At 58.0% G+C, this 11,328-nt stretch carries 10 protein-coding genes; 5 read left to right on the top strand and 5 right to left on the bottom strand.

The annotated features are described in order from the left end of the window. The first annotated feature begins 417 nt into the window (after positions 1-417). The 3 genes from ACR3EN_RS12330 (at position 418) to ACR3EN_RS12340 (ending at position 3,217) form a co-directional block, all read left to right on the top strand. Positions 418-1,521, top strand: a complete 1,104-nt coding sequence (locus ACR3EN_RS12330; RefSeq protein ID WP_480825603.1) for a helix-turn-helix transcriptional regulator — start codon at positions 418-420, stop codon at positions 1,519-1,521. A 458-nt stretch (positions 1,522-1,979) separates the two neighbouring features. Next, complete coding sequence (locus ACR3EN_RS12335) at positions 1,980-2,555, top strand: hypothetical protein (RefSeq protein WP_480825601.1); 576 nt, start codon at positions 1,980-1,982, stop codon at positions 2,553-2,555. A 101-nt stretch (positions 2,556-2,656) separates the two neighbouring features. Continuing rightward, entirely contained in the window at positions 2,657-3,217 is a 561-nt protein-coding gene (locus ACR3EN_RS12340; protein ID WP_480825599.1) for a hypothetical protein, read from the top strand. A gap of 211 nt (positions 3,218-3,428) precedes the next feature. On the opposite strand, the gene ACR3EN_RS12345 is transcribed toward ACR3EN_RS12340, so the two are convergent. The 4 genes from ACR3EN_RS12345 to ACR3EN_RS12360 are packed head-to-tail and all read right to left on the bottom strand — an operon-like array spanning position 3,429 to position 6,911. Further along, a complete protein-coding gene (locus ACR3EN_RS12345; RefSeq protein ID WP_480825597.1) occupies positions 3,429-4,229 on the bottom strand; it encodes an SDR family NAD(P)-dependent oxidoreductase in 801 nt (266 codons plus the stop codon). Continuing rightward, positions 4,226-5,755 (bottom strand): AMP-binding protein, encoded by a 1,530-nt coding sequence (locus ACR3EN_RS12350; protein ID WP_480825595.1) that lies wholly within the window; start codon positions 5,753-5,755, stop codon positions 4,226-4,228. The genes ACR3EN_RS12345 and ACR3EN_RS12350 overlap by 4 nt, the downstream gene beginning before the upstream one ends. Next, entirely contained in the window at positions 5,752-6,297 is a 546-nt protein-coding gene (locus ACR3EN_RS12355; protein ID WP_480918425.1) for a thiolase C-terminal domain-containing protein, read from the bottom strand. The genes ACR3EN_RS12350 and ACR3EN_RS12355 overlap by 4 nt, the downstream gene beginning before the upstream one ends. Positions 6,298-6,314: 17 nt before the next feature. Next, positions 6,315-6,911, bottom strand: a complete 597-nt coding sequence (locus tag ACR3EN_RS12360) for a thiolase family protein (protein WP_480918426.1) — start codon at positions 6,909-6,911, stop codon at positions 6,315-6,317. An 80-nt stretch (positions 6,912-6,991) separates the two neighbouring features. Here ACR3EN_RS12360 and ACR3EN_RS12365 point away from each other — a divergent pair, with 80 nt between their 5' ends. Together ACR3EN_RS12365 and ACR3EN_RS12370 are read left to right on the top strand one after the other, a co-directional pair. Continuing rightward, positions 6,992-7,555, top strand: a complete 564-nt coding sequence (locus tag ACR3EN_RS12365; RefSeq protein WP_480825591.1) for a LuxR C-terminal-related transcriptional regulator — start codon at positions 6,992-6,994, stop codon at positions 7,553-7,555. Positions 7,556-8,531: 976 nt separating this feature from the next. Continuing rightward, positions 8,532-10,244, top strand: coding sequence for an AAA family ATPase (locus tag ACR3EN_RS12370; protein WP_480843572.1), 1,713 nt, complete (start codon positions 8,532-8,534; stop codon positions 10,242-10,244). Between the two features lie 19 nt (positions 10,245-10,263). Here the strand turns inward: ACR3EN_RS12370 and ACR3EN_RS12375 are convergent, their stop codons facing one another. Further along, on the bottom strand, positions 10,264-11,319 hold the full coding sequence (locus ACR3EN_RS12375) for a TAXI family TRAP transporter solute-binding subunit (protein ID WP_480821354.1): 1,056 nt from the start codon (positions 11,317-11,319) through the stop codon (positions 10,264-10,266). Positions 11,320-11,328 lie beyond the last annotated feature (9 nt).

An 11,328-nucleotide genomic window follows, 5' to 3' on the forward strand; every position in this document is an offset into this window, starting at 1 on the left:
CGGGTCAAGCCTATGCGTCTTAGCCGACGATCTTCCACCGCTAGATGCTTGATTGCAGGAACAAAACGTTAAGCTGAGCCTGTGAATAGCCGGCGCGTTTGTGTTGTCTCTTTTGACCAGACTGTATTCAAAACGCCTACCAAGAAGGGTAGTCGACAAAGCTACGGTGCAATCACTCTAAGCACGGCTGACAGCCGCATCACGTTGAAAGAATAATCAAAGGCACCGTACCATTTGGGCAGAGATACCAGTGACCAATAACCCGACGCCGTGTTGCAATGTTCGCGCGCATTGTGGCAGTTTCGGCGTGAATGCGGTAGTAGACTAAAGAATGAGTTAACTCTGATCGACATAACTATAATGACGCGCCATGCGATCAAGAAAATCTTCTGAAGCAATGCCGAAATCGGATCAACGATGAGCTGCCTTGAACCAGACCTGAATATCGCGGCACTCCCTGAAGAAGCGCGGCGCGACGCGTGGAACGATTTTATGGCGGACTTCTGGCGTCTGGGTAGGCCATTGGTTGCCGGGCGGAATCTGGAGCTTAGCGTTTCTTCCCGTCAGGTGGAGGACGCCGTGTTCTGCCAATTGGCCATGTCGCCAGCAGAACTCGTGGGTAACAATCATGAGTTCGATTGTGTCGTGGTCCGTTACCAAAATGAGGGGAACACGGTCGCAAAGGTGAACGGTGAGACCACGCGCGTGACCCCCGGTTCATTGACGGTAATGGATTTGTCTGCGACGCGATATTGTTATTGCGACCGTTCCAAAGTTACCTATTTGGCGCTCAGAAAATCGGCCCTTCAGGTCACACGCCACCCTTTGCGGCCAATGACGCATTTTGACAATTCAACATCTGTCGGGCGGCTTATGATCGCAAATTTCCTGCATCTTGCAGACGAAATCTCACACAAACCAGAGCCAGCCGATGCCTCAGCGATCGGCTTGTTCGCCTCTCTGCTTGTCGCTGCGATCACGGATCGAGAAGCCCTGAACGCACAAGATCCGCAAACAGAAAGAGCCAAGCGTATTCGTGCCGAGCAGTTCATCTTCTCACGGCCGCTCTCGCGGCCCTTGCACATTGACGAGATGTGCGCCGCCGTCGGTATGTCGCGATCGACGCTGTATCGCCTGTTTCGCGCAGACGGTGGGTTGCAGGCCTACTTGACCAACATGCGCTTGGAATGTGCGCATAATACCCTCGTCAATAGCCAACCTGAACGCGGGGCGGTTACATCGATCGCCACGCGCTTGGGCTTTGTCGACACGTCAAGTTTTGTTCGCAGTTTCCGGCGCAAGTACAACTGCAAACCGGGCGATATCCTAGGGTCCGAGTACAGCGATCCCGTTCATGCGGATACCCGTGATCGACCAACCCCTTTACATGGGGCGAACACTGGTGAAGGGACAACCAGACCGAACAAAGGGTTCTTTCAGGATCTTGGTGCATTGGCAAAGACAAAGGGCACTTACCAGCTTTCGCACACACCGAACCAATACGCGGGCCAGCATATCTAACGCCTAGTGCAGAAAGTTCAGCACTGCTTTATTGCCAGGGCCGCGAACGGTCCGAAGTGAATGGTTTTTGGGGACCCTCAAATACCGCCAATCAGGTCTGGGCGCTGCGCAGGCCTCCTCTCGCAGTTTGCAGTTTTCCCCTCGTTTGTCGGTCGTTGCTTGTAAGTGTCGGGGTCCGTCTGACCGTGCCGTGAAACTCTCGGACAGTAAACTTGAGACACCAGGTACGTGAGGCAAAGGGCTCAAGCTGATAACGCATAGGTAAAGTGTATTGGCTGCTGGCTTGAAGGATCGCTGAAGGGAAGTTTTGCGCTGTGCAGACGATACGAAATTTGGTGGCGATGTAGCGTTTCGTGCTTGGCTCAGCAGCTCTATCGCGAACGTCGCACGGGCTGAGTCTTTCCTAAAGGTGGCTGGCAACCTCATGCCAAAACAAAACTGAATTGAATGGAACACCGATGAAACAGGCACCGAAAACGCTCTGGAATCCACTGGCGGCACTTGCAATCGCACTGATGCCCGCGATTGCAGTCGCAGAACAAAAACCTGCACAGGAAACCTTCTTTTTCGTCCAGCATGCGCCCTCTGCAACTTTGGACGACGGTACGTTGACGCTTCATGATGCGGATGCACATATGATCGTTTTTGCTGATCGGCCGCACCGCCTTGCGGTTGCGGTTCCAAGCGCGGAGTTGATCAAGATCTGGGGCAAGGGGCAAAACAGCTTTGCCGAGGACCCGCCAAATGCAGCGCTTGTGGGACAATCAGCCGGCCAACCGGTTTCGGTCATCGTTGAGTTGACCAACCCAAAGCAAAAAGACGGAAACCTGGTCTTCGGTTACACAGTCTTGGAAGGCGCTGAGGTCCAGTCCGTAGAACAGAGCTATTTGGTCATAGACGACAACCCGTTCGCGGAGTTTTACAAAACCATGGCCGATCTGGCGGCCGTTTCCACCGGGGACGCAGGGCAATCGACACAGCTGAACGGCGATGTGGGTATGGGTATTCTGTCACAAGGCGTTTCGTCGAACTGAGGCGCTTACGTGTGCTCAGCTATCGCGTTGCCCTCAGGCGCGGCGCGGTAGTTCCCTCATCTAGCATTTGAAGCATTGTGCACGGTCAGAAGGCAACAGGCATGAAAAAGGCAGGCATCACACGAGCAGGCATAGCCACCACTCTGGCAGCGGGGGTCATTACGGCTTCTGCATCAGCTGAGCAAACGAAAGACTTAACCAGCTTTCTGTTTGTTCAGCATGCCAGCGTGGCAACGCTGGACAACGGAACACTGACACTTGAAAGCCCGGACGCGAACATGATCATTTTCGCAGATCGCCCGCACCGCGCCGCTGGAGTCATGCCGACTTCAGAACTGCTCAAAGTGTGGAGTGAAGGGCCGGACAGTTTTGCCGATGATCCACCAAACGCCGTACTGATGGGGCAAGCGGATGGCAAACCCGTTGCGATGGTCGTCGAACTATCGGATCCCAGGCAATCCGCTAACACGCTAACGTTCACTTACACCATCTTGGAAGGTTCCGAGGTGCCCGTTCTTGAGCAAAGCTATCTGGTGATTGATGAGAGCCCGTGGGCAGACATCGAAGGAGGGTGGGACCTTGCGGCAGATGCTTTCACCGGCGGCGGCAACACAATTCAGCTGGATGCAGATTCCGGGCTGCTGGGCACGCAATCAGATTGAGAAAATCAATCAATCTGGCCAATACGGCAGAAAAACAACCCCAGGACTCCGCCAACGGCTGGCTCGGATAACATAACCGCTTCCAACCACATCAAACCTTTAAGATCTGCGCGCCAGTACCTGAAACCTCATCAGAGAAACCCCAGATTGCCGGTACTGAAACTTGAGGCGGGACAACCCGCGGACGTAGGAGAACGCCCGTGGAACGCGCTTATTGCGTCGTCCAACCTCCGTCGACCGGGATTGTGGTGCCCGTCACATTATGTGCAATCGGATCACACAACCACAGCGCAAGCGAGCCGATCTCTGACGGATCTGAGGTCCGGCGCGATGGTTGCTTCTCCGAAAGCAGGTCCGCGACGCCCTTGTCGCGATCGCCGCCGAATTGCGCGGCGCGGGCCTGAACCTGGGGCTCGATGATCGCCGTTTCTGTCCAGCCCGGCGCGATGCAATTCACTGTTACGCCGCCGCTTTTGCCTCCGATCTGCGCGTATTCAAGGGCTGCGACTTTGCTCAGCCCCACGATCCCGAATTTGGAGGCCACGTAAGGCGCCTTGTTGACCGATGCGACAAGCCCATGGACCGAGGAAACGTTGATGACCCTGCCATAGCCGCGCTCGGCCATCACGGGCATAGCCAGCCGCATCGTATGGAACGCGCCCGAGAGGTTAACGGCCAATATCGTGTCCCACGTGGCCGTGTCGGCCTCGGCCAGCGCCACGGTTTTCTGGATACCGGCATTGTTAACAAGAATATCCGCGCCGCCCCACGCCCTGACATCAGCCATCATCTGCTCAATCGCGGAAACGTCCCGCATGTCTGCATCGAAGAACCGGACGTCCGGGCTGCCGGCCTCTTTCAAAACCGTCGTTGCAGTGCGCACCTGATCCGCATCCGCCAGCCCATGCAGCGCGATGCGCGCCCCGGCCGTCGCGAGGGATTTCGCAATTGCCAGGCCGATACCCTGAACCGATCCTGTGACTAAAGCGGTCTTGCCGTCGATATGTGTCATTGGCCTGCCTCCTTTTTCAACGCAGCGCGCAGTTCGGTTTTCAGCACTTTTCCGTAGTTGTTCTTGGGCAAAGCGCCGGTGAACCTGTAAATCTTGGGTCGCTTGAACCGGGCGATCCGGTCCAGACATATCGCATCAAGGGCAGTCTCATCTACTTGCGTGCCACTGGCGCAAACCACATACGCGACAACGACCTCGCCCCATTCGGGATCGGGCTGGCCGACAACGGCGGCCTCCTGCACGGCGGGGTGGGATAGCAGAACCTCTTCGACCTCGCGCGGGTAGATATTCGAGCCGCCCGAGATGATCATGTCCTTGGACCGGTCCTGCATGGTCACATAACCGTCTGCATCCATGCGACCCATGTCGCCTGTCCACAGCCACCCGTCGCGAATTGTTTCCTGGGTGGCCTCTGGGTTCTGCCAATAGCCCTTCATGACCGTGCGTCCGCGTACGGTGATCTCCCCGATCTCGCCAAGGGGCACCTCGTGGCCGGAGTCATCCACAATGGCGACCTGAACCTCGGCCTGCGCACGACCGACCGAGTTCAGCCGCGCGCGCCAGTTTGGGTGGTCTCGGTCGGCGACATCATGACGGGACAGGGCGGTGATCCCCATCGGGCACTCGCCTTGACCATAGACCTGCACAAAGCGCGGCCCCATGGCCTCGGTCGCCGCCAGTATGTCTGCCTCATACATGGGTCCACCTGCATAAACGATGGTGCGCAGCCCGTCGCCCGTCCGACCGGATGTGCGTGCCTGGTCTACAAGCCGCTTCACCATGGTTGGTGCGGCGAACATCGACACCGATCCGATCTGCGGCGCAAGGTCCAGAATCTCGGCCGCGTCAAAGCCGCCGCTGTCCGGAACGACGTGACGCGCGCCGCGCAGCACATGCATGAAGTTGTAGATACCAGCCCCATGGCTCATCGGGGCCGCATAGACGATGGCATCCTCCGGGCGAACCTCATCCACATCGGCAAAGTAACTAAGCGTCATCGAGGTCAGGTTTCCGGCGGTAATCATAACCCCCTTGGGGCGACCCGTCGTCCCGGAGGTGTAGAACAACCAGACCAGATCATCCGGGTCCCGCTGGGCCGGAGCCTTTGGCCCAGCCGTGTCCCGCAGCCTATGGAACGCTGCACTGTCAACGGACATGCAGGTAATGTGACCGTCCAGACAGCGACTCAAGTCATCAGCCGAGGGATCATCGACAAAAACAAGGCGCGCGCCTGAATTGGCAATAATCCAGGCCGCTTCCCGGGCATGAAGTTTGGCGTTGATCGGCACTGCGACCGCCCCCAGCCACCAGATGCCATAAAGTACCTCAAGGTATTCCGTCCGGTTCCCGCAAAACAGCGCGACCCGGTCGCCGACACCCACCCCTTGTGCGGCTAGCCCCGCCGCCAGCGCCGCCGCGCGTCTGGCAAATTCCGCATAATCGGCAACGCAATCCGTCCCGCGAAACAGCGCCGGGGCGTGCGGCATATACTTTGCGGTGCGGTCCAGCCAGATCGCGGGGTTCATGCGACGGCCTCCAGAATCGAGCAGTAGTTGGCCACACCCGAGCCGCCCATGTTGAACACCGCCGCCAGCTCGGCCCCCGGCAGTTGCATATCATCCGCAGATCCGGTGACTTGCCGGGCGGCAAGCACATGCATCGATACGCCCGAGGCCCCGACGGGATGCCCCTTGGCTTTCAAACCGCCCGACAGGTTCACCGGCAAACGCCCGCCGCGCTCGGTCGCGCCGTTTTCAACAAGCCGCCCGGCCTGCCCCTTGGGGGCCAGACCCATAGCTTCATAGATAAGCAGCTCTGCGATCGTAAAGCAGTCGTGGACTTCGGCAAGGTCGAGGTCATCCACGGTTATTCCAGCCTCAGAGAAAGTTGCGGTAAAAGTGCGCTTTGCAGCCGTCAACTCAGTGAGATCACGCAGCGACATGGGTAAGAAATCATTCATTTGCACTGCGGCTCGGAACCCGACTGCGCGCGGAAAATCCTCGGTCATATCATCGGTAACCATGACCACCGCCGCCGCGCCGTCACTGATCAACGAGCAGTCGGTCATTCGTAGGGGCGACGCAATCATCGGATTTTTCTCGGACACCCCGTGGCAGGCGGCAAACCCCAAGTCTTTCTGCAGATGCGCCAAAGGGTTATCCAGCGCGGCCTTGTGGTTTTTGCTGCAATCCGCGCCAGCGCCGCCGACTGATCGCCATAGGCCTGAAAATATGCCTGCGCAAACCGTGAAAAGATTTGCGGAAAGGACAGCCCGCTTTCCTCTGCTTGATAAGATGCCCCTGACAGGGATTTGGTGACGCCGCTGGTATCCTGTGCCGTCATCTTTTCGGCACCGATCACCAGCGCCCGGCGCACACGGCCAGCCCTTATTGCATCCCGCGCGGCATAGATTGCAGCCGACCCCGAGGCGCAGGCGTTTTCAACCCGCGTCGCCGGAATGAACCGCAACGCGGGATCAAGCCCAAGCGCCAATGACGATGCAAAGGCATCCGGTACCAGTCCGTTGTTGAAATGACCCAGCCAAATCGCATCCACGTCTTCTGTCGCCAATCCTGCGTGCTCCAACGCTTCGCGTGCCGCATCAATGATCAGATCTTCCAGACTCTTATCCTTATGCGCGCCAAATGGGGTGTGGCCCCAGCCAACGATCCGAGCGTCCATACTTGCCTCCCGTGTTTCGCCCATAAATACTACGTCCACTGCGACGCCGCCAATTCCGGTAAAATACGTAAAGGACAGCCATGACCGACCACGTCAGAATTGCGTTCGAGAATGCCCCGGTCGGGCTGATCTACACAGAGGAACGGGTGATTCAGCATTGCAACATGCGGTTTTGCGAGATGTTCGGGTATGACAAACCCGAGCTTGAGCAGCATTCGCTGTCCATGCTTTATCCTTCATCCGAGGAATTCCGGCGCATTGGCGAGATCGGGATCGAGAAAATGCGCGGCCTCGGGCGCTATGCTGACGAGCGTATCATGCGACGCAAGGATGGCAGCCTGTTCTGGTGCCGCGTGCGCGGTCAGTCCCTTGATGCCGCCCATCCATTCATGCAATCGGTCTGGAGTTTCGCCGACATCTCGGACAATCGTCCGGTGACCGAGATGACGCCGCGCGAACGTCAGGTGGCCAAGATGCTGGCCGAAGGACTGACCTCGAAAGAGATGGCCCGAGAGCTTGCGATCAGCCCGCGCACCGTCGAGGTGCACCGCGCGCGCCTGATGGAAAAGTTCGGTGCGCGCAACGGGTTGGAACTGGTTGCGAACCTCGCCGGGTTGCCTCTTCTGGGTTCGGACCAAGACTGACTTTTGGTCTTTCGCCAAACTCATCTTCCAGGCCCGACATACTCGGTACAACCGCGGGGCTGCACATTGCTTTGCCGTCTCAGACCGAAACTGCGGTTCTGAGCTCTTGCTTCGCTATCTGGGATTTCTCCCCATGCAGGTACGGCGTTCCGCGTTCCTAAACCAGAAAACTGTCGCCCACGGCGTATGCAAAATCAAAACACTGTTCGACGAGCACTATGGCTATCTCACCTTGGTCTCGGAGCAGGAGGCGTGTTCAGCGGCTGCGCACGTTCACATGGAAATGGTAAGTGCCTGAGGTATTTGGGAAGTTAAATGGCAAACGGCTTTACCTTTGGCGGGCCGTTGATAACGAATTGAGGTGCATGAGGCGTCGTCACCGAACTCCGAAACAAAGCCTGAGCAATGAGATTTCTCAGGAAATTGCTGAAGCGGCACAGTCGTGCGGAGGAGATCCTGACCGATCGCCTAGATCCGTGAAAGGCGACGCTTAGGGATATTCGACAGTACCCGAAAAAAGGGTTGGGCAGGTGGCTTAACAACGGCGTTAAGAACTCGCACCTGCAGTTTCGAAGAGGAACGCGCCAGGCAGCGTGTCAGGCTCATGGTTCTTGCGGCAAACTGAGATTGGGTCGGATTCGCCTTACAGAACAACCACAGAACGCTGCAACACATGCTGCCTATGATCGATGCGCAGCAATCCTGATTTCTACCCGTTTGAGCCAAGCGATCAGGTCCCAGATACTGGTTACGCGCAAACTCACACGTACACAGCCTAGATTTTCAGAGAGGTTTCCGACACTATACAAACTGTTGCTGCAGGGCGCTGGGCGCCGTGTTGTTTGCGGCAGTCGGGTGTGGGAATTTAGACGCGACGACAAAGGCCTCTTGCCTTGGGGCCTTCGGACCAGAGTGATCGTTTGGTTGCGAGAGCACTGGCCCGGTGTGTTGGCGTGACGATGTGAGTTTGAGGGGTATGGAAGGCAACAACGCACAAGCGACGGAAGGCTCGGGCAGGGCGGTCAGATCGGATCAGTCCCGCGCGATCTATTGGAGCCAGGCGCATAAACTTGCGCTTGAGAGGCTGAACTTCGCAGTTGCAAGCCGTGTGCCGATGACGGTGTTTGTGGGGCGCTCGGGGACCGGGCGCACGATGCTGCTGCGCGAGATGATTGCTACGAATACCTCATCTCTGGTTATTCGTGTTCTCGGCAGTCTGGCGCGTCTTTCGGGCGAGGTGCCTTCGGATGTGATTTCGGCGTTTACTCCAAAGCGGCCGGGTTCAGAAAACATTGCGCAAAACCGGGAAAAGCTTGTCGCGTTGCTGCAGTCGCTGCATGCCGCCCAGCGGTACCCTGTCCTTGTTGTGGATGATGCCGACGAACTGTCGAACCTGTATCTGGGTGGTCTGTGTGATCTGTGCGATCAAGCTGTCGACGGCAGGCCATTGCTGAAACTTGTGTTTGTCGGACAACCGAACATGACGGATATTCTGTCCGGGGTCAGACCCGACCTCGTCGGTCCCGCCTTCAAGTTGGATTGCATGAACGAACAGGATTCGGTCGGCTATCTGAAAGCGCGGCTCGGCACTGCGGGCGTGAAAGAACCCAAACTGGACAAGAGCGCCACGCGTGAGCTGTTTGCGCTGACCAGCGGAATTCCGGCAAAGCTGAACGCGATTTGTGACGCTGTGCAACAGGATGGTTCTGATGGCGCTGCGGCAGTCATCGACAAGGCAAAGCTGCGCCAGATTGCAGCATCGATCCGGGCGCCAGATCGGACCAAAACGGCTGACACCTCGCGCGGTGATCATACACCTGCAGACCCACAACTGCTGGCGCGCGCCAATCAGGTTGCGGGGATTCTGCAAACTGCGTCCGAAGCAGATCAGGCTGAGTCGCCACAGCCGCGATCCGAACCAAAAGGATTTGCCCGCAAGGCTGGCTTCGCTGCTGCGGCGGTTGCCCTGATTGGCGCCGGCGCTTATCTGATGCGACCGGCCAGCATGTCGGGCGGGCCAACCAAGACAGCGGAAGCCGAAGATGTCGCGGCGGCTGCGAATTTGGGCAGCAGCGCATCGGTGCTGGCGCGGTTTGTACCGGGAACTGCCGCTGCTGCCGAAGCGCGCGTTGGGCGCATCGCGTCGGCACTTGCCGAGGCCGAGCCCACCGCGTCGGGACAATATCTGGCTGCATTGGACCTTGCTGAAACCGCACCGGATGCTGCCGCAGTTGGATATGCGCGGGCTGCGCTTTCGGGCCATGCGCGCTCTGCCTATTATCTTGGTCAGATTTACGAAACGGGCGAGGGCGTGCCCGTAGACCTTGTGCTTGCCCGGCTGTGGTATGGCAAGGCCGCTCCGCATATCACCGGGGCCGCAGCCCGTTTGCAGGATATGGAGCGCCCGGCCGAGGCTGGGGCAGTGGCCGCCCCGACACCGTTGTTCTCAAAAAAGATGGTCGACGGATTGCTTGATCTGGTCTGGACCAGCGGCGAGGGGGCCGATCCGGCCGCTTATCGCGTCGAGCTTTCGTCAACGTTCAGCGATACAGTACTGTATTCTGCGCGTGTCACGACCTCGGCGCTGCGGCTGAAGCCACCGCAGGCGGCGCGGACATGGCGTGTGATCGCCCTTGATGCGAATGGTCGCGAGTTGGCCTCACCCTGGATGGAGATCAGGCTGAATTAGACTTCAGCCTGATCGTGTTTCAGCACCCTATAACGGCGCAGATGCGGGCGCGATAGGCCGCATTGGCTTCACTTTCGATGCTTGGTTGCGCCGTTGTTTCCACTGGTCCACAGTCCATTTGATAGCTCTCGCTCAGGCCCAGATTCACGCACTGAGAAATATTCCAGCCGGGTGGGATATCGTTCAGGTCGACGTCATTCCATTTGGGATGGCCTGACTCCTGCAGCGTTTGGAATTCTTTCGCGATCAGATGGGCCACATCGGCGACCGCATTGCAACTGGCGCGGTGATAGTTGTTGCGCTCGGGCAGGTATTCGTAGGTCATCAGCACGGCCTTAACCGCCACAACGTCGATGGTGTCCTGCTGGAACGGATAAGTGCCCGCCTCGATCTTCGATGGTGTGTAGACCGCCGAGAGGGTGGAGTCTGTCACTGGCAGAAGATGCAGCTTTTCTGGATCAATCTGATCGGTCTGGAACAGCTTGGTGGGCGCGCCCGCCACATAGAAGAACGCGTCGATTTCGCCGTCCAACAGCATCTGCAACGAGGTGTCGGCGTTGATCGTCAAACGCTCGGACGGGGTGACATTTGCCAGATCCAGAACCAGCGAGGCGGTCAGAAACGTGCCACTGTCCTCTACCCCAACCGCAACCTTACGACCGGTCAGATCCGCCAGCGTGTTGATGTCCCGCTTGGCCAGAATATGCACCTCTTCGTTGTAAAGCGGAAAGGCGATGCGGACACCAAAGATGGCCCGCGCGATCTCGGGGTCTTCGCTGGAATAGGTCTTGAGGTACTCCAGAACGTCACTTTGCACGATCCCCAACTGGGTGTGGCGGCGCTGTCGGACGCCGAGGAAGTTCTCAAGCGACCCGGCGCTTTCGCGTACATTCAGTTCGATCCCGCAGGCCGAAGCCAGCCCGCTCAGGTCGCCACCAATCTGAATGTAGGTCCCTGTCGGGCCACCCGTCAGGATGTTGCGCTCGAATGCCGAAGCGGCTGCGGGCAGCACAAGGCTCAGGCCCGCCACAAGAATGGTTCTGGTCAGTCGTTTCCCCAGCCTGAACAACTTCATGTCTTACTC

This window comes from Ruegeria sp. G7 (assembly GCF_056535465.1).

What these genes read in the sequence shown, in the direction of transcription:
- ACR3EN_RS12330 (WP_480825603.1), top strand. Translation starts at nt 418, where the DNA reads ATGAGCTGCCTTGAACCAGACCTGAATATCGCGGCACTCCCTGAAGAA.
- ACR3EN_RS12335 (WP_480825601.1), top strand. Translation starts at nt 1,980, where the DNA reads ATGAAACAGGCACCGAAAACGCTCTGGAATCCACTGGCGGCACTTGCA.
- ACR3EN_RS12340 (WP_480825599.1), top strand. Translation starts at nt 2,657, where the DNA reads ATGAAAAAGGCAGGCATCACACGAGCAGGCATAGCCACCACTCTGGCA.
- ACR3EN_RS12345 (WP_480825597.1), bottom strand. Translation starts at nt 4,229, where the DNA reads ATGACACATATCGACGGCAAGACCGCTTTAGTCACAGGATCGGTTCAG.
- ACR3EN_RS12350 (WP_480825595.1), bottom strand. Translation starts at nt 5,755, where the DNA reads ATGAACCCCGCGATCTGGCTGGACCGCACCGCAAAGTATATGCCGCAC.
- ACR3EN_RS12355 (WP_480918425.1), bottom strand. Translation starts at nt 6,297, where the DNA reads ATGACCGACTGCTCGTTGATCAGTGACGGCGCGGCGGCGGTGGTCATG.
- ACR3EN_RS12360 (WP_480918426.1), bottom strand. Translation starts at nt 6,911, where the DNA reads ATGGACGCTCGGATCGTTGGCTGGGGCCACACCCCATTTGGCGCGCAT.
- ACR3EN_RS12365 (WP_480825591.1), top strand. Translation starts at nt 6,992, where the DNA reads ATGACCGACCACGTCAGAATTGCGTTCGAGAATGCCCCGGTCGGGCTG.
- ACR3EN_RS12370 (WP_480843572.1), top strand. Translation starts at nt 8,532, where the DNA reads ATGGAAGGCAACAACGCACAAGCGACGGAAGGCTCGGGCAGGGCGGTC.
- ACR3EN_RS12375 (WP_480821354.1), bottom strand. Translation starts at nt 11,319, where the DNA reads ATGAAGTTGTTCAGGCTGGGGAAACGACTGACCAGAACCATTCTTGTG.